Origin of the sequence: Pseudidiomarina indica, assembly GCF_900104245.1 — a bacterium.
In the GTDB taxonomy this organism is placed as follows: Bacteria; Pseudomonadota; Gammaproteobacteria; order Enterobacterales; family Alteromonadaceae; genus Pseudidiomarina; species Pseudidiomarina indica.
Genome location: NZ_FMXN01000001.1, coordinates 306,124 through 329,710, shown reverse-complemented (window position 1 = coordinate 329,710; position 23,587 = coordinate 306,124). Strand labels below are relative to the sequence as shown.

Below are 23,587 nucleotides of genomic sequence, written 5' to 3'. Positions count from 1 at the left end.
TGTCAGGTATACTCGCACGGCGTTTTTTCTTGTATGGCACCAATTATGACAACAATGGAAGTCTCTACAATTCGTATGCCACGCCACGTGGCGATTATCATGGATGGTAACGGGCGTTGGGCACAACTGCGCGGCAAACGCCGTACAGCAGGCCATAAGGCGGGCGCTGAGGCGGTCCGTCGCACGGTCGAGTTCGCGAGAAAAAAAGGCATTGAGTCGCTGACATTATTCGCTTTTAGTAGTGAAAATTGGAAGCGTCCTGAACAAGAAGTTTCAGTGTTAATGGAGCTGTTTATGACGGTGCTTAAACGCGAAGTCAAAAAGCTTCATAAATACAATGTGCGCTTACGTATTATTGGTGATAAAACAGCGTTTAGTGCGCGTTTGCAGGAGCAAATGCGAGCTGCTGAAGAGCTGACTGCGAATAATACAGCGCTGAATTTGAATATTGCAGCGAATTACGGTGGGCATTGGGATATCACCCAAGCCTCCCGTAAAGTTGCAGCCAAGGTAGCTGCAGGTGAGCTTGCTCCAGAACAAATCACTGAGCAAACAATTGCGCAAGAATTAGAGCTTGCTGACCAACCAGTGCCTGATTTACTGATTCGTACCGGTGGTGAACATCGAATTAGTAATTTTTTACTATGGCAACTCGCTTATGCAGAGTTTTATTTTAGTAAGGTATTATGGCCTGATTTTGATGACCGTGAATTTGCGGTAGCGATTGCAGACTTTAGTTGTCGCGAACGACGTTTTGGTTTAACCAGCGAGCAAATTCAACAAGCCATACTCGATACCGATGTGACATCCGAGGACTAATTTGCTTAAACAACGCTTAATAACGGCTCTGGTGCTCATACCGCTTGCACTTTATGCAGTGTTTATGTTGCCAATTGAATGGTTTGCGGTCGCGGTCGTTGCATTAATGGCGGCGGGAGCGTGGGAATGGGCCCCTTTCATGGGGGTGACACAAACAGCGAAACGCTGGGGCTATGTGATATTAGTGGTTGCCATTTTAAGTGGCTGTTTGATCGCCGTCCCCTTGGATGAAATTTGGCAGAATGGTGAACTCCACCCCGTTTTGAAAGGCATGATTACGCTTGGCTGTGGGTGGTGGTTGCTCGCAACTTTATTAGTCATTAACTACCCGCGTAGCCGACGTTTGTGGTTGCGCGCACGCTTCCTGGTTGGCTTATTTGGCTTATTGACCTTGGTTCCGGCTTGGGCTGGGCTCATGGCAATTCGCTCCATTCACTATGCTGAACAGTCGAGCTATGGCGGCTTTGTGGTGCTGTTTGTGTTATTGCTGGTATGGGCGGCCGATGTGGGCGCGTATTTTGCGGGAGTCCGTTATGGCCGCAAAAAGTTAATGCCAGCGGTCAGTCCTGGGAAAACCATTGAAGGCTTGATTGGTGGTTTAGCCCTGGCTGGGGTGGTATTGATGGTGTTGTTCCAATGGGTGAAAATTCCTGCCGAACAGTTCAATGGCTATTACATGACCGGCTTGTTTACGGTGATTGCCTCGGTGTTTGGTGATTTAAACGAAAGTATGTTTAAACGTTGTGCCGGTATTAAAGATAGCGGCAATATTTTACCCGGTCATGGTGGCATCTTGGACCGCATCGATAGCCTCACTGCAGCACTTCCGGTCTTTACACTCTGTTATTTATGGTTGTTAGCCTGATATGAAACAACGCATTACCATTCTTGGTGCAACCGGATCGATTGGACAAAGTACCTTGTCGGTCCTGGCATTGCATCCAGAACGTTATGAGCTGTTTGCCGTGACTGCTCATGGTAATGTCGCCGCAATGGCAGAGATTTGTCGAACCTACCAGCCTCAATATGCGGTGATGGCAAACCCTCAAGCGGCAGAACAACTTCGAGAGCACCTTACCGGACTGCAAATAACCGTGCTAGCCGGGGATGAAAATGTTGCAGCGGTAGCCGCAGCCACAGAGGTGGATACTGTCATGGCGGCGATTGTAGGGGCCGCTGGGCTGCTGCCGACGATGGCAGCTATCAAAGCAGGTAAACGGGTACTCTTAGCCAATAAAGAAGCTTTGGTGATGTCGGGGCAGCTGTTTATGGATGCGGTAGCACGTTATCAGGCCGAATTGTTGCCCATTGATAGTGAACATAACGCTATTTTCCAATGCTTGCCACCGGCTATCCAACAACCGTTGGGCAGTGCCGACTTAGCAGCTGCCGGCGTGCATCAAATCTTGCTCACCGGCTCAGGGGGGCCATTCCGCGAGTTACCGTTAACTGAATTATCCCAGCAGACCCCTGCGGCAGCCTGCAACCACCCGAATTGGTCCATGGGACAGAAGATTTCGGTGGATTCCGCAACCATGTTAAATAAAGGGTTGGAATACATTGAGGCGCGTTGGTTGTTTCATTGTAAAAAAGAGCAGTTGCAGGTTGTGATTCATCCACAAAGTGTGATTCACTCTATGGTGAGTTATCAGGATGGCTCAGTGATTGCTCAATTGGGGCAGCCGGATATGAGAACGCCTATTGCTTACGCGTTAGGGTACCCGGAACGGATCGAAAGTGGCGTAGCGCCGCTGGATTTCCTGACCTTAGGGGCGCTGACTTTTATGCCAGCCGATCCACAACGTTATCCGTGCTTGCAACTCGCCATTGATGCGTGCTGGGCAGGACAATGGGCCACCACGGCTTTAAATGCAGCCAATGAGGTGGCCGTGCAAGCATTTTTAGCCGGACAAATTTTGTTTACTGGCATTGCAGAGACCTGTGATGCGGTGCTACAGCAATTGCACCCAACGGAATTAACTTCCATTGCGGAGCTGCTTGTGCATGATCAGGATGCGCGTCAGCGGGCGCAACAATATGTAAAGCGAGTGGCATCATGATGATGTTTTTATGGTCGGTGGGCGCATTCATCGTTACCCTCGGGATTTTGGTGACCTTTCACGAGTTTGGTCATTTTTGGGTGGCCCGCCGCTGTGGCGTGAAAGTATTAACCTTTTCAGTGGGCTTTGGACGACCTTTATGGCAGCGCCAAGCCGCTGACGGTACCTTGTATCAAATTGGCATGATCCCATTAGGTGGTTATGTGCGGATGCTCGATAGCCGCGTGGATGAGGTGCCAGCGGAGTTGGCAGCGCAGAGTTTTAATGCGAAGTCAGTGAAGCAGCGTGCTGCCATCATTGCAGCGGGACCCATTGCTAATTTTATCTTGGCGATTTTGGTGTTGTGGCTCATGTTTTTAATCGGGGTGCCTTCAGTGCGTCCCGTGATTGGCCAAATTGCTCCAGACTCCATTGCCGCGCAGGCAGGAATTCATACACCAGCAGAAATCATTGCCGTCAATCAAACGGCAACCCCTGACTGGCAGCAAGTGAATTTGAATTTTGCCGCAGCGTTAGGTCACGAAACTGTCACCGTGACGACACGTGATGAACAACAGCGAGTACGAGACTATCAGCTCGATATTCGCAACTGGCGCTTGGACAACAATCAGCAACCCACATTTATCACATTAGGGCTGTACCCGTTCCAGCCTGAAATTTCCCATCAAGTGAGTTGGGTGGCGGAAAACTCGCCGGCCGCCGCAGCAGGGATCCAGCAGAATGATAAAATTCTGGTATTTAATGGAACTCCTGTGACGGATTGGCCTCAAACCAGAGAACTTATCATGCAGTCACCCGGGCAAGACGTTGTGGTGACCTTGTTGCGTGACCAACAGCAAGTTGAGCTGATGGTCACGTTAGGAAGTCGGGTCGTGGATGATAAGCTGGTTGGCTTTTTGGGCGTGGAACCGACCGTCGCTCCGTATCCTGAAGCCTATCGGTTTACCCAACAATATGGCATTGTTGAAGGCTTGGTGAAAGGTGCTGAACGCACTTGGGAACTCATGGTCTTAAGTGTGAGAATGCTCGGCAAACTCATCACCGGAACCGTCTCTATTAGTAATTTAAGTGGGCCCGTTTCCATTGCTGAAGGAGCCGGAACCACCGCTAGTTTTGGTTTGGTATATTTTTTAGGGTTTCTGGCATTAATTAGTGTTAATTTAGGCATCATTAATTTAGTGCCTTTGCCAATTCTCGATGGAGGCCATCTCGCCTTTTTAGCGGTTGAGGGGGTTCGTGGTAAGCCGGTTTCTGAACGCATCCAAGAAATCTGTTACCGCATTGGTGGAATACTAATTTTTGCACTAATGGCAATTGCAATTAGTAATGATGTATTGCGACTGTCACAATGAGACGACATGTACAACATAAAACAATTAAGTAGCACAGAATGACGTTGAAACAGCTGTTTTTAAGCGCCCTGGTTGCAGCGGCGTCACTGCCGCCGCAGGTAGCGAGTAGTGCAGAAGGTAATACGCAAATCAGTCAAGACAAGTTTGTGGTGGAAGATATTCGCGTACGAGGATTGCAGCGGGTCGCTCTGGGGGCCGCACTAACTTATATCCCAATTCGAGTTGGGGATGAGGTGGATGCAAACCGAATTCGTAATAGTATTCGCTCGCTGAACTCGGCTGCCTACTTTGAGAATATTGTTGTATCCCGTGACGGCAATGTCCTAATTTTTGAGGTCACCGAACGGCCAACGATTACTGCGATTGAGTTTGATGGCAACAAAGACATCAAAGATGATCAGTTAGAAGAAAGCTTGAACGATAGTGGGGTGGTGGTTGGCGAGCAGCTGGACCGCACCATGTTATCCAGCATTGAAGCGGGGCTGGAAGATTTCTTCCACGGGGTCGGTAAATATAACGCCAATGTGGAAATTCAGGTGATTGAATTGCCACGTAACCGGGTGCGCTTAGAGCTGAAATTTGATGAGGGTGAGTCGGCTGAAATTCAACAAATTAATATTGTTGGCAACCACACCTTCTCTGACGAAGAGTTGATCCGCGAATTTGAATTGCGCGATAAACTGCCCTGGTGGAACTTTTTAGGGGAGCGTCGCTATCAGAAGCAACAACTGACCGGTGACCTTGAAAAGCTCGAAAGTTTTTACCGCGACCGTGGTTACCTAGCGTTTCGGATTGAATCCGTTCAGGTAAGTATGACGCCGGATCGTGAAGGGGTTTATATCACCATTAACGTGGACGAAGGGGGTATTTACAACGTTCGCGAGGTGAATGTGATTGGCGACTTGAAAGGACACGAAGAGTTCTTGAAGCGAGTCACTAAAATTGAGCCTGGCACCCAGTATAACGCAGCCTATATTACCCAGTTAGAAGAGGTGATTTCGCGCTATTACGGTCAATTTGGTTATGCTTACACAGAAGTGCGTGCTATTCCTGATATGCAGGAAGGTAGCAATGAAGTGGATATTACCTTTGCCGTAAATCCGGGGCAGCGGGTGTACGTGGATCGGATTAACTTCTACGGAAATAATGCGACTGCAGATCAAGTATTGCGTCGTGAAATGCGTCAAATTGAAGGGGCGCCGTTAAACGAGCAATTAATTGAGCAGAGTAAGTTACGGTTAGAACGGTTAGGCTTTTTTGAAACCGTGGAAACCAATACGCGTAAATCAGAAACCGATCCAAACCGGGTTGAAGTCGATTTTACGGTGAAAGAACAGCCGTCAGGAAGCTTTAACTTTAGCCTAGGCTACGGTGACTATACCGGGATGCAGTTGGGCTTAGGCTTAGCGCAAGAGAACTTCCTTGGTTCAGGAAACCGTGCTGCTATCAATATTCAAACCAACCGCTTTACCAAGAGTGCCTCGATCTCTTACATGGACCGCTATCTGACCAAAGATGGTGTGAGCCTTGCAGGACAGGTTTATGTGAGCGAGTTTAATGCTGGCAACATCGAAAACTATATTCGTTATAACAAGAAACAATTCGGACTTGGGGCCTCTATCGGTTTCCCCATCAGTGAAATTACCAGCCTTAACTTTGGGTTATCTTATCGGAATGAGCAAATTACCGATGTGGATAGCTATGAGCAGGTCACGCAATTTTATCGGCCCTATGTGAATCAACAAGATCCAAACTCAGGGGTTGAGTTTAATATTTTCGAAGCGTCCGCAGGCATCAGCCGCGTCACCTTAAACCGTGGAATGTTCCCAACGGCCGGCTCAATGAATAGCTTGAATGCTGAAATTGCCACGCCTAATAGTGATGTGAACTATTTCCGCTTGATGTACGAGTACCGCCATTACTACCCCCTTACTGATAGCCATAATTTTGTCTTTATGACACGCTTACGGTTAGGTTACGGGAATGGTTACGGCAGTGACGACAATGGCAACGACTACTTATTCCCGTTCTATGAAAACTTCCGCTTAGGTGGTTCGGATAACCTCCGTGGTTTTGAAGGTAATACCATAGGTCCGCGGGCAATTTATCGGTATCCACAATCGATTCCGGGGCAGCCTGGATATGATGGTGTTCCACCGGGCTTACCTGCCAACCCCGGAGCAGACCGCTTATTCGTGAGCCGTTATTCGGTGGGTGGTAACGCCATGGCAGTGGGTGGGCTTGAGTTAATCGTGCCAACCCCATTGGTGCCTGAAGAAAGCAGAAATACCGTCCGCACCAGTTTCTATATTGACGTCGGAACGGTGTGGGACACTGAATTTGATTATGAAGAATATCGACAGTTGCAGCTGGTAGCGAACTCATTTGAGTTGCAAGATTACAGCGAACCGCGCAACTATCGCGTGTCTGCAGGTGTTTCGTTACAATGGATATCTCCGATGGGTCCAATCACGTTCTCGTTTGGTCGACCATTGAAATCTGAAGAATCGGATAGAACGCAGACCTTTACGTTCAATATTGGTACCGTATTTTAATAAATATCAAGGAGTTAAATGTGAAATATTTCGTTAAAACCAGCCTTGCTGCGGCATTACTTTCAACGGCTTTATTTGCCAATGCGGCTGAAGCTCAGCAAAAAATCGGAGTTGTAAGCATTCAAGAAGTGCTGTCTCAATTGCCTCAAGCTCGTAATCTTGAACAGCAAGTACAAGATGAGTTTAAAAAACAGATTGAAGAAGTTGGTAAAATCGAAGAGCAAATGCGTGGCTTAGGTGAAAAAGCACAACGTGACGCAGCGATTCTGTCGAACTCAGAGCGTTTATCGATGGAACGTGAAATGGAAATGCTCGAAACCACTCGTCAGCTTAAAATGAAAGCGCTGCGCGAAGATATGAATCGTCGTGGCAATGAGTTACGCGATCAGTTAATGGCTGAAGTAATGCGTAATACGCAATCCGTCGCCAGCGAGCAGAACTATGATGTGGTGTTACAAAGCAGTGCGTTATTGTATGCCTCAGATTCTGCTGACTTAACGAGCGCAGTCATCAAGAAAATGACCGGTGGAAACTAATTGAATGCATGAATTGACATTGCAGCAACTCGCTGACGCGATTGGCGCAGAAGTTGAAGGGGATGCCACGCAAACAATCACTGCGGTGGCAACCTTAGCTTCTGCGGTGCAGGGTCAGATTGCGTTTTTGGCGAATGCGAGATATCGGAGCCAATTGGAGACGACCCAAGCCAGTGCCGTCATCGTTGCTCCCAATATTGAGGTGCCAGCAGGCATCGCCGCAGTGCGAACCAAGAACCCTTATGCGGGGTTCGCGAAGGTAGCGCAACTGCTCGATACCACGCCAGTAGCAGCAACGGGGATTCATCCGAGCGCGCAAATTCATCCGTCTGCAAAATTAGGGCAGAATGTGGCGATTGGTGCAAACACGGTGATTGCCGAAGATGTTGAATTAGCGGATGGGGTGACCATTGGTGTGGGCTGCTATGTCGGTCCAGGCACACGCATTGGCGCACGCACCCAGCTATGGCAACACGTGGTGATTTATCACCAATGTGTGATTGGCGCTGATTGCTTGGTTCATGCTGGCACCGTGATTGGTGCAGATGGCTTTGGCTGGGCCAATGAAAATGGCAAGTGGATTAAAATCCCGCAACTGGGTCGGGTGGTGATTGGCGATCGGGTGGATATTGGTGCGAGCACCACTATCGACCGTGGCGCCTTAGATGACACCGTGATCTCAAACGGGGTGATCATCGATAACCAATGCCAAATTGCTCACAACGTCTTTATCGATGAAGACACCGCAATTGCGGGCTGCACAGTATTAGCAGGCAGTTGCCGCATTGGTAAACGGTGTTTGATTGGTGGAGCAACGGCCATTAATGGACACATTTCAATTTGTGATGATGTTCAAATTAGTGGTTTTTCGATGGTGATTAAGGAAATTACTGAACCAGGCGCTTATGCGTCGGGAATTCCAGCTGCGCCGCAACGCGAGTGGCGAAGAAATGGAGCGCGATACCGTCAACTGGATGACTTATTCCAACGCGTAAAAACAATCGAGAAACAGCTCGAGATAGATTAGTTTGCAATGCACGAGGGTGATGTTTTGTCGGCAGATGGCGCTTTTGATATTAAAGAAATTTTAAGTTTATTACCGCATCGGTACCCGTTTTTGTTGGTCGATAAAGTGGTGGCTTGCGATAACCAGTCACAGATTCATGCGGTAAAAAATATTACGGTAAATGAACCGGTATTTACTGGACATTTTCCTGAAAACCCTATTTTCCCTGGCGTGTTGATCTTAGAAGCACTCGCACAGGCAGCGGGCTTGCTGGGCTTTAAAATCACTGCAAGTAGCCCAGGCGTGAACGATCTCTATTTATTCGCAGGGGTCGATAATGCTCGGTTTAAACGCCAAGTATTACCAGGGGATACGTTAGATCTGCATGTCACCTTTGAAAAAGAACGCCGTGGCATCTGGGTGTTTAAAGGACGCGCCGAAGTAGACGGCGAGTTAGCATGTAGCTGCGATATTATCTGTGCGAGAAGGGAAGTTCAGTGATTCATCCAACCGCGCTCATTGATGATTCGGCTCGCATTGGCAACAATGTGAGCATTGGCCCTTATACGATTGTTGGGCCGGATGTGGAAATTGGTGACCATTGTGTGATTGGGCCGCATGTCGTACTTCGCGGTCCCACTGTGCTTGGTCAGCATAACCGTGTTTTCCAGTTTGCGTCAGTGGGCGAAGACTGCCAAGATAAAAAATACAATGGTGAACCCACCCGTTTGATCATTGGTGATCACAACGTGATTCGCGAAGGCGTCACCATTCACCGAGGTACTGTTCAAGATCAGGGCATCACCCAAATTGGTAACCACAACTTGCTGATGGCGTATGTGCATGTTGCCCATGATTGTGTGGTAGGTGATCATACCATTTTAGCGAACAACACCACCCTGGCTGGTCATGTTCATGTGGGGGACTGGGCAATTTTAGGGGGGTTCACCGGGGTGCATCAGTTCTGCAAAATCGGTGCACATGCGTTTACCGCCGTGAATTCGGTGGTCGTGCAAGATATCCCTCCTTACATCATGGCGCAGGGCCATAATGCGGTGCCACGGACAATCAATAGTGAAGGCCTGAAACGGCGAGGTTTTACTGCCGAACAGATTCTTGCCATTAAGCGTGCGTTCAAATTGCTCTATCGACAAGGATTAACGGTTGCTGAGGCGGTCGAACAAATGCGTGAACTGAACGCGGATGCAGAATTGACGCCGTTCATTGATTTTATCGTTTCCAGTCAGCGCGGCATTATTCGCTAATCAAGTATAGGTAGATTCCATGACAGCGGCTCCTTTAATCGCAGTGATTGCCGGTGAGCATTCCGGTGATCTCTTAGGCGCGGGCATGTTGCGACAGTTACGGCAACGTTTTCCTGCTGCTGAGTTTATTGGAGTCGGCGGTCCATTGATGCAAGCTGAGGGGCTTCAAAGCTTAGTCCCCATGGATGATTTAGCGGTGATGGGGGTGGCCGAAGTATTGGGGCGCTTACCAACTCTGCTACGGCATCGCCGCTTACTGGTAGCGACCTTACTTGCTCGTCGGCCACAGGTCTTTATTGGCATTGATGCGCCGGATTTTAATTTGCCCATTGCTAAACGGTTAAAAGCGGCGGGCATTGCCACCGTGCATTATGTGAGCCCGTCGGTGTGGGCATGGCGGCAAGGCCGAATTCATGGCATTAAGCAAGCCATCGATCATGTGCTGTGTTTGTTGCCATTCGAAAAAGCTTTCTATGATGAGCACCAGTTGCCAGCTACCTTTGTTGGGCATCCCTTGGCTGATGAAATTCCGCTGGCCTGGTCCCAGCAGGATGCGCGTAACGAGCTGCAACTAACATCGAAGCGACTGATTGGGTTGTTACCGGGCAGCCGGAAAGGTGAATTGGCTCGAATGGCACCGTTGTTTTTACAAGTCGCGCAACAATTACACCAGCGTCATCCAGATTTAGAGTTTGTGACGCCGATGATTAGTGAAGCACGCGCGGAACAGTTCCGAGCGTTGCATCAGCGCTTTGCGCCAACGGTACCAATTCGGTTAATCCAAGGGCAATCTCGTACCACCATGGCAGCCTGTGATGCTTTATTGTTGACCTCTGGCACCGTGACGCTAGAAGCCATGTTAATTAAACGGCCGATGGTGGTGGCGTATCGTTTTAATTGGCTCACGTATCAAGTAATTAAGCGCTTATTTAAAGCGCCTTTCTTTAGTTTGCCCAACTTATTGGCGAACGAACCCTTGGTTCCTGAGTTTGCCCAAGGGGAAGCCACTGTCTCGGCGTTGGTGGCGGCAGTGGAACAACAATTAGCACCAGAAGTGGCCCACACGCTGACACGCTTTCAAGAACTGCATCGCCAATTGCAGCAGCAGGCGAATGTGTTAAGTGCTCAGGTCGTTGCAGATCTGGTGGCATCCTCTCAATAATTCGATTTTATCGAATATAACCTCTTAATCTTCTCAATAACATTCGATTATTTACCCGTTATACTGAATCCTAAGAACTCGGAACGTCTAGAGGAGGCCGATATGGGATTATTAGTGAACGGGCAATGGCATGACACTTGGTATGATACCGACAGCACCGGTGGCAAGTTTGAACGGAGCAAATCACAGTTTCGCCGTTGGATTGAAGATGATCCACTGGCGCAATTTCCTGCCGTCAGCGGTCGCTATCATTTATATGTGAGCTACGCCTGCCCATGGGCACATCGCACCCTGATTATGCGCACGTTGAAACAACTTGAAGAGCACATCAGTGTTTCTGTGGTGCATCCGTTAATGCTTGAGCATGGGTGGGAGTTTGCTGATGGGGCATTACAAGATGATGTTTATGGGGCCCAGTATTTGTATGAGCTCTATCGGAAGGCAGACCCGAATTATAGTGGGCGAGTGACAGTTCCTATTTTATGGGACAAACATCAGCACACCATTGTCAGTAATGAATCTGCTGACATTATTCGCATGTTCAATAGTGCATTTAATCAGCTTACTGGCAATTCGTTGAACTTTTGTCCCGCGGACTTGCGTGATGCCATTGATCAAATGAATGAGTTTGTCTATCACGCGGTAAACAACGGCGTATATCGTTGTGGCTTTGCCACCACACAAGAAGCATACGAAGAAGCGTTCCACGAGCTGTTTGCCGCGCTCGATACGTTAGAACGACATTTAGGGCAGCAGCGCTTTTTGGTTGGCAACCAAGTAACCGAAGCCGACTGGCGACTGTTTACCACTTTGGTGCGGTTTGATGCGGTTTATGTGGGGCATTTTAAGACCAATCTAAAACGTCTCGTGGATTACCCTCATTTATGGGCTTATACCCGAGCTTTATATCAAGTGCCTGGCGTGGCTGAAACGGTCAATATGACCCATATCAAGCAGCACTATTATGGCAGCCATGGCACCATCAACCCAACCGGCGTTGTTCCTATTGGACCTGAACTTGATTTTATGACACCGCATCAGCGCGGGGAGGTTTTATGAGCAAGATGATTTTAAGTCGACATCGTGGAATTCCAGCTCAAGACGGAGCTGGGGTGAAGTTAACACGAATTATTAATCAGCCAAATTTACGCCATCAAGATCCTTTTTTGATGCTGGATGAGTTTCGTTCTGATAATCCCAACGATTATATTGCGGGGTTTCCGCCTCATCCACACCGCGGCTTTGTCACGCTGACTTATATGTTGGCAGGGCGCATGGAACACCGTGATTCCAATGGCAATACCGGGGTGGTTTCAGCGGGAGGCGCGCAATGGATGAAGGCAGCACGCGGCATTATTCACGCAGAAATGCCAAAACAGGAAGATGGATTAATGTGGGGCTTCCAGCTTTGGATTAACCTTCCTGCGGCGCGCAAAATGGAAGCTGCTGATTGGGCGGATTATGCGGAGCATACTATCCCCAAAATTCCAGGAGAGCGCAGTGAGATTCGGGTGATTGCTGGGGAATTCGAGGGCCAAGAGGGGCCGGTCAAGCAGCCTGAGCAGGCATTTTTAATGCTGGACGTGCGGCTGCAAGCAAATGCGCAAGTGAGCATCCCTAGCCAACAGCAGGAAACTCGGTTAGCCTATATCTATCAAGGCCAAATTACGGTGAATAACGAACCCGTGACGCGGGGTGAACTGATCCGTTTGGCGCCTCAGGATCTGCTACAACTACAAGCCGGCGATGAACCTGCCGGAATGATTGTATTAGCCGCGAATCCAATCGGGGAACCGATTGTGCAATATGGTCCATTTGTGATGAACCAGGCAGAAGAGATTGAACAAGCCATTCGCGACTATCAAGCAGGTCGCTTGACTGCTTAACCCAAAAAAGGAGTAACTATGCCTGCACGTCAGATGCTTGCGTGGACAGCGGGAGACGATCAGCTCGCTGTGCAACAACAACGCGAAATCCCTCAAGTAAGACCCGATGAAGTATTGATTCAGGTGGCTTATAGCGGGATGAATCGCGCTGATTTGTCGCAGTTAGCGGGGCACTATCCACCCCCGCCGGGAGCATCCGATGTGCTGGGCTTAGAAGTCAGTGGCGTGGTGCAAGCGGTCGGTGCCGAGGTTAGCCACATTCGGGTGGGTGATAAAGTGTGTGCCCTGCTCACCGGTGGTGGCTACGCACAATATGTGGCGGTGCCCGCGGTGCAAGTATTGCCTGTTCCGGCGGGCATGAGTTTATTAGCTGCCGCTGGCATCTGTGAGGTGTACGCGACAGCTTGGTTTAATATTTATGATATTGCCGCTGCGCAACCCGGTGAACGTATCTTGGTCCATGCTGCGGCGAGCGGGGTTGGACAAGCGGTTCTGCAGTTAGCCAAAGCGTTGGGGAACCCGACGTTTGCTACTGCCGGCAGCGATGAGAAGCTTGCCCAAGCCCAACGGCTTGGAGCCAGTGGTACCTGGAATCGCCGGCAAGGTGATTTTATTCAGGCTGTGAAAGCCTGGGGTGGTGCAGATATTATTCTTGACCCAGTAGCGGGAGACTACCTGAGTTGGAACCAACATGTGTTGAACCCCGATGGTCGCTTGGTGGTGATCGGCATCATGGGCGGTCGCATGGGAGAGTTGGATGGGGGGCGCTTATTGATGAAGCGGCAACGGATTATTGGCAGCACCTTGCGCAGTCAACCGGTGCCTGTTAAAGGGCGCATTATGAGTGCTTTGCAGCAGCATGTATGGCCGTTGTTTGAGCAGCATAAAATCACCCCAGTGGTTGATGAAGTGTTCCCGATTGATCAAGTTAATGACGCGTTTGAACGCTTGCGGGATAATAACACCCAAGGAAAATTAGTCTTAGATTGGCGCGTTTAAAGGGAGCCATTCCGTGTCATATGATTGTGATTTATCATGACCAAGCCCACTGACAAGCAGATCCCCATTACGGTCGAAGAAGACATTGCCGCGTTTTTAGATCGCTTGTGGTTAAAACAGGGGGTCAGTCAACACACCAGCGCGGCTTATCGTACTGATTTAAGAAACTTTCAGCGGTTTCTCAGCCAGTATCAACAGACCCAGTTGCGTCAAGTTGGGCAACTGGACATTGAGCGCTATTTGCTGTGGCGTCGTCAACAAGGGCTATCGCCACGCAGCACAGCCAGAGCATTAAGTGCATTAAAAAAATTCTATCAGCATGCCGTGGCCGAGCGCTGGTGCACGCATGATCCAACTGCCAAACTCGCACGGCCGAAGCAACCCCAAGTCATTCCCTATACCTTGAGCGAACAAGAAGTGGAGGCCCTATTGGCCATTCCAGACCCAGCCGATCCGGTGCAGTTACGGGATAAAGCCATGTTAGAAGTGCTGTATGCCACCGGCTTGCGGGTGACTGAACTGGTGCAGTTGCAAGTGGATCAGGTGCATTGGCAACAAGAACTGGTGCGAGTGGTGGGGAAAGGCAACAAAGAACGGCTCATTCCGCTTGGTGAAGAGGCCTTGGAATGGTTGCAACAGTACCTGACCCACGGGCGTCATCAATTATGTGAGCAGCCCGGTGATTGGCTGTTTGTCACACGCCGTTGTGGGCCATTAACTCGACAAGCATTTTGGTATCGAATTCGGTATTATGCACAACAGGCGGGAATACGGTCGCAACTATCGCCGCATACATTGCGGCATGCGTTTGCGACCCATTTATTAAATCATGGAGCGGATTTGCGGGTGCTCCAAATGCTGCTTGGGCATAGTGACTTATCAACCACGCAGATCTATACCTATGTCGCTCGCGAGCGATTACAGCAATTGCACGCGATCCATCATCCACGAGCGTAAAGCACTTCAATACAATGAGTAAATAGGAACATTTATGAAGCGATTGGCAATCCTTGGGGTCAGTGTGCTGCTAACAGCATGCAATCCTTCCACGCAAGAAACATCGACCACGGGCTCACTCGAAAACTTTGATGCACAGCATTTAACCCGCATGGGACTGTCGGTGAAAGCGGTGAAACCTTCTCCCATTGACGGCCTCGCCGAAGTTATCACTCAACAAGGGTTATTGTATGTCAGCCTTGATGGCAAGCAGCTCATGAGCGGGCATATTTATGATATCTCAGGGCAAGAGCCCGTCAGCCTGAGCGATTTAGCATTAAACGCTATGCGGGCCGCTGATTTAGATTCTATCAGTGAGAGTGTGATTGAATTTAAAGCGCCTCGCGAAAAACATGTGGTGTACGTGTTTACCGACAATACCTGTGGCTATTGTCGCCAACTGCATGAGCGAATGGATGAGTACTTAGCGTTGGGTATTACCGTTCGCTATTTAGCGTGGCCGCGCACTGGTTTGCAAGGAGATGGCGCCCGACAGTTACGCCAAGTATGGTGTGCTGAGGATCAGCAAGCAGCCCTCACTGCGGCGAAACAAGATCAGCCGGTGAGCAGCGCGCGATGCGAGGATCCGGTGAATCAGCATTTTGCGTTAGGGCAAAAATTTGGGGTGCGAGGCACGCCGGCGATTGTGTTTGAATCAGGAAAAATGCTACCAGGTTACGTGCATCCAGAACGTTTGATTGTTGAACTTGAAAACGACTAATGCAACAGATTGAGATTGAACGTCGGGCCATGGTCCCAGTGGGTGAGTGGGCCGCAGGTTTGCCACCCATGTTAGCGCAAGTATTGGCCCGTCGCGGCATCCAGAGTGCGGACCAATTGCAGTTGACAGCACAGCAATTGCCCCATTTTAAGTTATTGAAAGGGGCAACGGCGGCTGCTGAAGTGTTAGCCCAAGCCATTTCTCAGCAACAGGTCATTTGTATTTGTGGTGACTTTGATGCAGATGGGGCCACGTCGACCGCCTTGATGGTGTCCGTGCTACGGGCTTTGGGAGCGGCACAGGTGCACTATTTAGTGCCGAATCGGTTTGCCGATGGCTATGGTGTTTCACCGGCCTTGGTCGCTCAAGCGCAGCAGTTAGGAACCCAAGTGCTGGTCACCGTGGATAGTGGTATTTCCTGTCATGCAGGCATTGCCGCTGCAAAAGCAGCAGGGATGACGGTGATTGTCACCGATCATCACTTGCCGAGTGCTGAACTGCCAACTGCCGACGTTATTGTGAATCCAAACCTGCCTGATTGTGAGTTCCCCAGCCCTAATATTGCCGGTGTCGGTGTTGCTTTCTATGTCTTGTTGGCCTTACGTCATTGCTTGCGTGAGCAAGGTGTGGCCGTCCCGAACTTAGCCCAGTGGTTAGATTTGGTTGCGGTTGGGACGGTGGCAGACGTTGTGAAACTGGATGGGGTGAACCGTATTTTAGTGCAGCAAGGGTTGCAGCGAATTCGCGCGGGGGCCTGTCGGCCAGGAATTCAAGCCTTGTTGCAAGTGGCACAGCGGCCACCGCAACAATTACAAGCTGCGGACCTTGGCTATGCGGTGGCACCGCGCATTAATGCTGCCGGGCGACTGGACGATATGGCTGCAGGCATTGAGTGCCTCCTAGCCACGGACTATCACACCGCGTTGCGGTATGCGGAACAATTGGATCAGTTGAACCAAGCGCGCCGTCATATCGAAGCAGAAATGCGCGAAGAAGCTGAAACTTACGTGGTCCAACTCACTCATGAGCAAGACCAATTGCCGGCAGCATTGGTGCTTTACCAACCGGGTTGGCATCAAGGGGTTGTGGGGATTGTTGCAGGGCGGGTGAAAGAACAATGTCACCGACCGGTGATTGCCTTTGCCGAGAGTGATGACGGCACCTTGAAGGGGTCGGCTCGCTCCATTCCAGGATTGCATATTCGGGATGTGCTGGAACGCATTCATGGCTTAAACCCGCAGCTTATGGTTCGTTTTGGCGGGCATGCGATGGCGGCAGGGTTAACGATTCGTCCAGACCAATTGGCGGAGTTTCGAACTCGCTTTGTGGAGCAAGTAGAACAGTGGCTCGAGCCTGAGCAACTCACGCGGACGATTTGGTCCGATGGTGAATTAACGGCCGACTACTTCCAACTCCCTTTTGTCCAACAGCTAGAAGCCTTTGGGCCATGGGGGCATGGGTTTCCTGAGCCCGTGTTTGATGGTGAGTTCCGTATTGTGAACCAGCGTTTGGTGGGCCAACAGCATTTGAAGTTGGTGTTAGAAACCCCGCAACGAAGTGTGGTGGATGCTATTGCGTTCAATGTAGACCTAGGGCAATGGCCAGATGCAGGGGTACAAACCATCCATGCGGCCTACCGTTTACAATTGAATCATTTTAGAGGGCAGACTTCTGTGCAGCTAAACCTAGAGCATTTGCGTGCTTTACGGTAAAATATGCGCCCTTTATGACAAATCCACGCAGTAGAGATAGGAAGCTATGTTCGAAACCAATGCTACTTACACCGCGATAAAAGAGATGCGCAAGCGCAGCGAGCTCCTTCGGGGGTATCTTTGACTACGATCTGAAGGTTGAGCGGCTTGAAGAAGTCACCCGTGAACTGGAAGACCCCAACGTTTGGAATGATCCAGAGCGGGCGCAATCATTGGGGAAAGAACGCGCCAGTTTAGAACAGGTGGTGACAACCTTACAGCGTCTGGCGCAAGGCCTTGACGATGTTGAGGGGTTGGTTGAATTAGCAGTTGAAGCAGAGGATGAAGAAACCTATCACGATGCACTTGCTGAACTGGACCAGTTGGAGCAACAACTGGCGACGTTAGAGTTTCGACGGATGTTTTCAGGGCCGAATGATGCCGCAGATTGCTACCTGGATATTCAAGCCGGCTCCGGTGGAACTGAAGCGCAAGATTGGGCGAACATTCTGTTGCGGATGTTTTTACGTTGGGCTGAATCCCACGACTTCAAAGTCGAAATCACGGAACTGTCGGAAGGTGAAGTGGCTGGCATTAAGTCAGCAACCATTCATGTGAGTGGTGAATACGCTTACGGTTGGTTACGGACTGAAACAGGGGTTCACCGACTGGTACGAAAATCACCATTTGATTCAGGGAACCGCCGGCATACCTCATTTTCCTCGGTGTTTGTCTATCCGGAAGTGGATGACTCCATCGAGATTGATATTAACCCTGCGGATCTGCGCATCGATACCTATCGAGCTTCGGGAGCTGGTGGTCAGCACGTTAACCGAACGGACTCAGCCATTCGGATTACCCACGAGCCGACAGGTATTGTGGTGCAATGTCAAAGCGATCGTTCCCAGCATAAGAACAAAGATGCGGCGATGAAGCAATTGCGAGCTAAGCTCTATGAGTATGAATTACAGAAACAGCTCGCGGAAAAGCAAAAGTTAGAAGATTCCAAGTCGGATATTGGGTGGGGCAGCCAAATTCGCTCTTATGTGTTAGATGACGCGCGCATTAAAGATTTGCGGACGGGCGTCGAAACGCGCAATACCCAAGCCGTATTAGATGGTGATTTGGATCCATTTATTGAAGCAAGTTTAAAGTCTGGTTTATAAATTGGTTAAGCAACACGCAGGCGCGTGTGAGAAGAGGAACGAACAGCATGAACGAGAAAACGCAAGCACCTGAGTTGGACGTCAATGAACAAATCGCCCAGCGCAAGGCTAAGCTTGCTGCGTTGCGTGAGCGAGGCGTAGCATTCCCGAATGACTTCCGCCGCGATAGTTTAGCGGCTGATCTGCACCGCGAATACGATCATTGGGAAAAAGAAGCCTTAGCCGAAAAAGGTGTTCGTGTTCGTGTTGCCGGTCGGATGATGACGCGTCGGATTATGGGGAAAGCGAGCTTCGCAACCATTCAAGACATGTCGGGTCAAATTCAGTTGTACGTGGCACGAGATAATCTGCCAGAAGGGTTGTACAACGACGAGTTTAAGAAATGGGATTTAGGCGATATTCTGGGTGCATCAGGCACCTTGTTTATCACTGGCACCGGTGAGTTGAGCGTGCAAGTGGATGAAATTCGTCTGCTGACAAAAGCCTTGCGTCCACTCCCTGATAAATATCATGGGCTGGCCGATCAAGAGTTGCGCTATCGCCAGCGTTACCTTGATTTGATCACCAATGCCGATTCACGCAACACCTTTATTATCCGTTCGAAGGTGATCGACTATATTCGTCGCTACTTGTCAGAGAAGCAGTTCTTAGAAGTCGAAACCCCCATGATGCATACCATTCCTGGTGGTGCCAGTGCTCGCCCCTTCATGACGCATCACAATGCCTTGGATATGCAGCTGTATTTGCGAGTTGCTCCTGAGCTGTATTTAAAACGGTTGGTGGTTGGTGGCTTTGAAAAAGTATTCGAAGTAAACCGTAACTTCCGTAATGAGGGCTTGTCCACTCGACATAACCCTGAATTTACCATGTTGGAATTCTACTGGGCCTATGCGGATTATGAAGATCTCATGGACTTAACTGAAGACATGTTACGGGGCATGACGACGGAATTATTGGGCGCACCACAATTTGAAAGCGGTGGGGTGCAATATGATTTCCGTCAACCTTTTGCACGGATGACGGTGAAAGAAGCGATTTTGACTTATTTACCTGAGGCCACCATGGCCCAGTTAGATGATTTTGACCAAGCGAAAGCCTTGGCTGAATCTTTGGGTATCAAGGTAATGCCATCGTGGGGCTTAGGGAAAATCCAAATTGAAATTTTCGAGGAAGTGGCAGAGCACCAATTAATTCAACCCACGTTTATCACCGCTTATCCGGCAGAAGTGTCGCCGCTAGCACGCCGTAATGATGACGACCCCTTCGTGACTGATCGGTTCGAGTTTTTTGTTGGCGGGCGGGAATTAGCGAACGGTTTTTCGGAGTTAAACGACGCCGAAGATCAAGCAGAGCGCTTCCGTGAGCAAGTGGCACAAAAAGATGCCGGTGATGATGAGGCAATGTTCTACGACGAAGACTATGTTACGGCGTTAGAGTATGGCTTGCCGCCAACGGCAGGTGAGGGGATTGGGATTGACCGCTTGGTCATGTTATTAACGGATTCACCGTCAATTCGAGACGTGTTGTTATTCCCACACATGCGCCCACGTAAATAATTATCGTAAGCTCGTGTATGAGTATCACTTCAGCCAGTAAGACTCATCGAACTGGCTGAAGTGAATCGATGGCTTAGTCGTGATCGTGATGACCATCGGCGTGAACGTGACCGTGGTCTAATTCACTTGGATCAGCATCACGCACTTCTACCACTTCCACATCAAAGTTTAAGGCAACACCTGCCAGTGGGTGGTTTCCGTCAACAGTGACTTCGTCGTCGGTTACATCAACGATCATCACGGATTGATCACCCGCATCGGTGCTGGCACGGAACTGCATGCCAACGGCGACTTCGTTGTCACCAAACAGGCTACGTGGAACGGTTTGTACTAAGCCGTCATGGCGCTCGCCATAAGCGTCTGCAGGGGCAACGTCAGCAACAAACTTATCGCCAACCACTTTACCATCTAAGGCGTTTTCAAGACCTTTGATCAGCATTCCACGACCAAAAATAAACTGCAAAGGCTGACCTTCTTTTGATTGATCGAGCACTTGACCTTCGGTGGTTTTGACGGTGTAGTGAATTCCGACAACTTTGTCCTGGCTAATTGTTTGACTCATGTTTCATCCAGTGTGTAGGGCAGTGGGTAAATTTCCAAAAGACTCGCGTCATCGTCTTTCACTCTTAACTTAGTATCTGCGTCAATATCGCTCGGCAGCACTGCTAACAGATCCAGCTGATTTTCAGCACGGCTCACTGCATTAATTACCGTACCGGCACGTCGCCAGTTGTCGCCAAGTTGCTGTTCAATGGTGGTTCCCGCTTGAACAGGCTGTCCTTGGCCTCGTAAACGAAATAGTGCACGTTTTTGTCTGCCCAAATATTTCATTCGGGCAATAGTCTCTTGGCCAATATAACACCCCTTCGTAAAGCTAATTCCGTCCAAGGCTTGGACGTTTAGCATTTGAGGGACATATTCTTCTAGTGTACCTGAAACTAGGGTGGGTCGACCACGTTCAATTTCAAGCGCCTGCCAAACTTCTGGTGAGGCAGAAGTTGGCAGCCGATTTGGCGCACTGATAAGAATGAATTGAGCAGGGGCTGTGCCGACCTGCAACACAAGGTCAGTTGCAGTTGCTGTCACCGCTTGTGGCGTGCTTTCATTCAACGGTTGCTGCAATAATTCGGTCAACTTGGCCTGCGCTTGGGTTCCAAAAACCCCGTATAATTGCCATTGGGCTGTTGCGTCAACAATTTCTGTTTGGCTAAACACGCCAAATTTTTGTAACTGTGCCAAACTGGCGGCAATCGCGTCTTTATGATTAATTAAAACGACTTTATCGCCCCAGCGAGCGACGAATAACGTACTCAGCGCTTTCCCCTTGTTATCGCAGTGAGCTGCGTACAACCAGGCTTGTGACGTTAATTCCTTCATGTCACAGGAGAGCTGGCCTTGCAAAAATTGGTCAGTTTGCGGGCCTGTTAAAGTGATGACTGCGTAATCATCCAAGGAAACCGATACGTATTCAGGCTGGGCTTTGGTAAACTCTGTTGTTAACACTTGAAACCTCATTTTGTCATCGATATTCGAATAGATGGGGATAGTTTTGTATTATACAAGCGTTTATTGAAACGAAGTGTATTTTTAGTGGTAATACTTAATTGTCGTAATAAGGGATTCGCATGGAAAAGTTGCAACAAGATGCTGACTCATTAAGAAATAAAAATCGCCTGCGCTGGGCGTGTCGTCGTGGCATGTTGGAGTTAGACGTACTCTTTATGCCGTTTGTTGAGGAAGCATACGATGAGCTAACAGAACCCCAACAAGATGTGTTTCGGCGGCTGTTGACGTGTGATGATCCGGATCTCTTTGCTTGGTTTATGGGGCACGAAGTTTGCGACGATAAAGAACTCGCTGACATGGTGGCCTTTATTTTAAGCCGGGTGAAAGTATAACTAATGTGGCAACTGGTGGTTTGTCCTTGGCCCTGGCTGCGGCAACCCAACCAGTTATGGGGCATTGACACCCACCAAGGGCGGTGGGTGCAGTTAACGGATTTTGACCAACTGACTTGGCAGGTTCATCCGTTATCTTGGGTGACTCCATGGGGCGCTCTAGTCATGTTAGAGCGCGCCGGCCAGCCGCGCCGCTGGCTCTGGTTGCCGCGCAGCTGGCTAGGGGACGGCCAGTACCGACGATTAGCGCGGTGGTTGCTGCGCTGGCGTCAGTATGGTCGGTTGCGGATCAGCGGCTAGATCAGGGTAATCAAGGTTGTAGTGCAACCCACGGCTTTCTTTCCGCGCCATGGCACATCTCACGATTAATTCCGCCACTTGCACTAAATTCCGCAGTTCCAGCAAGTTATTGCTGATTTTGCAATGACTGTAATATTCGTGAATTTCTTGCTGTAAAAGCTCGATGCGTCTTAGTGCACGCTCTAACCGCTTATTGGTGCGGACAATGCCAACATAGTCCCACATAAATAACCGCAATTCGTGCCAGTTGTGCTGAATAATCACTTCTTCATCGGAATCGCTGACTTGACTGTCATCCCAGCGCGGCAGGCGAGGTTGTAGTTCAACGTGGTCGAGTTGGGCAAGGATGTCGGTGGCCGCGGCACGCGCAAACACCAGACACTCCAGCAAGGAATTACTGGCCATGCGATTGGCGCCATGTAAGCCGGTATAGGCCACTTCGCCAATCGCGTATAGATGATTCACAGCGGTGCGAGCACGTAAATCGGTTTGCACTCCGCCGCAGGTATAATGGGCAGCAGGAACCACTGGCATGGGTTCACGGCTGATATCAATGCCGAGACTTAAGCAGCGTTCGTAGATATTCGGGAAATGTTCACGAATAAAGGATTCCGGCTTGTGCGAAATGTCTAAGTACATGCAATCCGCACCAAGACGTTTCATTTCATAATCAATAGCGCGCGCCACGACATCACGCGGGGCTAATTCTGCGGCCGGATGAAAGTCTGGCATAAACCGTGTGCCATCGGGGCGTTTTAATACTGCCCCTTCGCCTCGCAAGGCTTCGGTGAGCAAGAATGACTGGGCATTCGGGTGAAATAAGCAAGTTGGGTGGAATTGATTGAATTCCATATTGGCGACCGCACAGCCTGCACGCCATGCCATGGCAATGCCATCCCCACTTGCCACATCGGGATTGCTAGTATATTGATAGACCTTGCTAGCGCCGCCCGTACACAAGGCGACAAAACGAGCGGCAACGGTTTCTACCTGCTGGGTCCGGCGATTAAAAATATAGGCACCGTAGCAGCGTGGTGCGCCGGCCACATGTTTCTCTGTAATTAAGTCAACAGCGGTGACTTGCTCGAGAATGGTGATATTAGGATGCTGTCGCGTTTGCTCAACCAAGGTGGTTTGCACGGCACGGCCGGTGGCGTCGGCGGCGTGTAGAATACGCCGATGACTGTGGCCGCCTTCACGATTTAAGTGAAAATGCTCGTCGTCAATGCGATCGAAGCCAACGCCAATATCAATGAGCCATTGCAAACTTTCTTTTGCATGTTCGGTGGTGAATTGTACGGCCGCGAGATCACATAACCCCGCACCGGCAATGAGAGTATCTTCAATATGGCTTTCAATGCTATCATTTTCATCGAAAACAGCAGCGATGCCACCTTGTGCATAATAGGTTGACCCTTCGGTCAATGGACCTTTGGAAAGCACCATGACTTGTGCGTGATCTGCTAATTGTAAAGCCAAGGTTAAACCGGCTGCGCCGCTTCCAATGATAAGCACATCACATTGATAATCTGAATTTTGTTCCATAAAGTATGTAGGTATGTTGGCGTGGCAAAACGCTGATTTACTTTTGAATGAAAGAGATTTTACTCTTTTGAATT

The 23,587-nt window shown here is 49.6% G+C and carries 23 protein-coding genes; 20 read left to right on the top strand and 3 right to left on the bottom strand.

Translation table 11 applies throughout. The features are described 5' to 3' along the window. Positions 1–45 precede the first annotated feature (45 nt). The 18 genes from uppS (at position 46) to lysS (ending at position 19,770) form a co-directional block, all read left to right on the top strand. Positions 46–819 (top strand): polyprenyl diphosphate synthase, encoded by a 774-nt coding sequence (gene uppS / locus BLP64_RS01505; RefSeq protein WP_143001059.1) that lies wholly within the window; start codon positions 46–48, stop codon positions 817–819. Positions 820–883: 64 nt separating this feature from the next. After that, positions 884–1,684 carry a phosphatidate cytidylyltransferase gene (locus BLP64_RS01500; RefSeq protein WP_233340075.1) on the top strand — a complete coding sequence of 267 codons (801 nt, stop codon included), beginning with the start codon at positions 884–886 and terminating at the stop codon, positions 1,682–1,684. Between the two features lies 1 nt (position 1,685). Next, the gene (gene ispC, locus BLP64_RS01495) at positions 1,686–2,879 is read left to right on the top strand and encodes a 1-deoxy-D-xylulose-5-phosphate reductoisomerase (RefSeq protein WP_092591011.1); all 1,194 of its coding nucleotides are present in this window, start codon (positions 1,686–1,688) and stop codon (positions 2,877–2,879) included. Then, a complete protein-coding gene (gene rseP, locus BLP64_RS01490; RefSeq protein WP_092591009.1) occupies positions 2,876–4,231 on the top strand; it encodes a sigma E protease regulator RseP in 1,356 nt (451 codons plus the stop codon). The genes ispC and rseP overlap by 4 nt, the downstream gene beginning before the upstream one ends. Positions 4,232–4,269: 38 nt before the next feature. Beyond that, a complete protein-coding gene (gene bamA, locus BLP64_RS01485) occupies positions 4,270–6,786 on the top strand; it encodes an outer membrane protein assembly factor BamA (protein WP_092591007.1) in 2,517 nt (838 codons plus the stop codon). A gap of 20 nt (positions 6,787–6,806) precedes the next feature. Then, positions 6,807–7,322 (top strand): OmpH/Skp family outer membrane protein, encoded by a 516-nt coding sequence (locus tag BLP64_RS01480; protein ID WP_176754876.1) that lies wholly within the window; start codon positions 6,807–6,809, stop codon positions 7,320–7,322. A gap of 4 nt (positions 7,323–7,326) precedes the next feature. Further along, positions 7,327–8,349 (top strand): UDP-3-O-(3-hydroxymyristoyl)glucosamine N-acyltransferase, encoded by a 1,023-nt coding sequence (lpxD, locus tag BLP64_RS01475; protein ID WP_092591003.1) that lies wholly within the window; start codon positions 7,327–7,329, stop codon positions 8,347–8,349. Between the two features lie 24 nt (positions 8,350–8,373). Further along, positions 8,374–8,829 carry a 3-hydroxyacyl-ACP dehydratase FabZ gene (gene fabZ / locus BLP64_RS01470; RefSeq protein WP_407681256.1) on the top strand — a complete coding sequence of 152 codons (456 nt, stop codon included), beginning with the start codon at positions 8,374–8,376 and terminating at the stop codon, positions 8,827–8,829. Then, positions 8,826–9,593, top strand: coding sequence for an acyl-ACP--UDP-N-acetylglucosamine O-acyltransferase (gene lpxA, locus BLP64_RS01465; protein WP_092590999.1), 768 nt, complete (start codon positions 8,826–8,828; stop codon positions 9,591–9,593). The genes fabZ and lpxA overlap by 4 nt, the downstream gene beginning before the upstream one ends. A gap of 19 nt (positions 9,594–9,612) precedes the next feature. Then, positions 9,613–10,755, top strand: coding sequence for a lipid-A-disaccharide synthase (lpxB, locus tag BLP64_RS01460; RefSeq protein ID WP_092590997.1), 1,143 nt, complete (start codon positions 9,613–9,615; stop codon positions 10,753–10,755). Between the two features lie 102 nt (positions 10,756–10,857). Beyond that, positions 10,858–11,814: a glutathione S-transferase family protein gene (locus BLP64_RS01455; RefSeq protein WP_092590995.1), complete on the top strand. Its 957-nt coding sequence runs from the start codon at positions 10,858–10,860 to the stop codon at positions 11,812–11,814. After that, positions 11,811–12,641: a pirin family protein gene (locus BLP64_RS01450; RefSeq protein WP_092590993.1), complete on the top strand. Its 831-nt coding sequence runs from the start codon at positions 11,811–11,813 to the stop codon at positions 12,639–12,641. Before BLP64_RS01455 ends, BLP64_RS01450 begins: the two co-directional genes overlap by 4 nt. Positions 12,642–12,659: 18 nt before the next feature. Next, positions 12,660–13,640, top strand: coding sequence for an NAD(P)H-quinone oxidoreductase (locus BLP64_RS01445; protein WP_233340074.1), 981 nt, complete (start codon positions 12,660–12,662; stop codon positions 13,638–13,640). A 36-nt stretch (positions 13,641–13,676) separates the two neighbouring features. Next, on the top strand, positions 13,677–14,597 hold the full coding sequence (xerD, locus tag BLP64_RS01440; protein ID WP_092590991.1) for a site-specific tyrosine recombinase XerD: 921 nt from the start codon (positions 13,677–13,679) through the stop codon (positions 14,595–14,597). A 34-nt stretch (positions 14,598–14,631) separates the two neighbouring features. Continuing rightward, complete coding sequence (dsbC, locus tag BLP64_RS01435; RefSeq protein WP_092590989.1) at positions 14,632–15,357, top strand: bifunctional protein-disulfide isomerase/oxidoreductase DsbC; 726 nt, start codon at positions 14,632–14,634, stop codon at positions 15,355–15,357. Further along, a complete protein-coding gene (recJ, locus tag BLP64_RS01430) occupies positions 15,357–17,069 on the top strand; it encodes a single-stranded-DNA-specific exonuclease RecJ (protein ID WP_092590987.1) in 1,713 nt (570 codons plus the stop codon). The genes dsbC and recJ overlap by 1 nt, the downstream gene beginning before the upstream one ends. A 46-nt stretch (positions 17,070–17,115) precedes the next feature. Continuing rightward, positions 17,116–18,214 (top strand): peptide chain release factor 2 gene (gene prfB / locus BLP64_RS01425; protein ID WP_143001058.1). Its coding sequence is split into 2 segments (ribosomal slippage): positions 17,116–17,190 and positions 17,192–18,214, totalling 1,098 coding nucleotides; the frame shifts between segments, so codons are not numbered across the junction. A gap of 47 nt (positions 18,215–18,261) precedes the next feature. Continuing rightward, on the top strand, positions 18,262–19,770 hold the full coding sequence (gene lysS, locus BLP64_RS01420) for a lysine--tRNA ligase (RefSeq protein WP_092590983.1): 1,509 nt from the start codon (positions 18,262–18,264) through the stop codon (positions 19,768–19,770). 73 nt (positions 19,771–19,843) lie between these two features. On the opposite strand, the gene BLP64_RS01415 is transcribed toward lysS, so the two are convergent. Beyond that, on the bottom strand, positions 19,844–20,332 hold the full coding sequence (locus BLP64_RS01415; RefSeq protein WP_092590981.1) for an FKBP-type peptidyl-prolyl cis-trans isomerase: 489 nt from the start codon (positions 20,330–20,332) through the stop codon (positions 19,844–19,846). Next, positions 20,329–21,273, bottom strand: coding sequence for a tRNA-modifying protein YgfZ (gene ygfZ / locus BLP64_RS01410; RefSeq protein ID WP_233340073.1), 945 nt, complete (start codon positions 21,271–21,273; stop codon positions 20,329–20,331). Before ygfZ ends, BLP64_RS01415 begins: the two co-directional genes overlap by 4 nt. A gap of 122 nt (positions 21,274–21,395) precedes the next feature. On the opposite strand from ygfZ, the gene BLP64_RS01405 reads away from it, so the two are divergent. Together BLP64_RS01405 and BLP64_RS10725 are read left to right on the top strand one after the other, a co-directional pair. Then, complete coding sequence (locus BLP64_RS01405) at positions 21,396–21,668, top strand: FAD assembly factor SdhE (RefSeq protein WP_092590977.1); 273 nt, start codon at positions 21,396–21,398, stop codon at positions 21,666–21,668. A 3-nt stretch (positions 21,669–21,671) separates the two neighbouring features. Beyond that, entirely contained in the window at positions 21,672–21,968 is a 297-nt protein-coding gene (locus BLP64_RS10725; RefSeq protein WP_143001057.1) for a YgfX family protein, read from the top strand. Here BLP64_RS10725 and nadB read toward each other — a convergent pair. Beyond that, positions 21,912–23,513 carry an L-aspartate oxidase gene (gene nadB, locus BLP64_RS01400; RefSeq protein WP_092590975.1) on the bottom strand — a complete coding sequence of 534 codons (1,602 nt, stop codon included), beginning with the start codon at positions 23,511–23,513 and terminating at the stop codon, positions 21,912–21,914. The two genes, BLP64_RS10725 and nadB, sit on opposite strands and share 57 nt — an antisense overlap. Positions 23,514–23,587 lie beyond the last annotated feature (74 nt).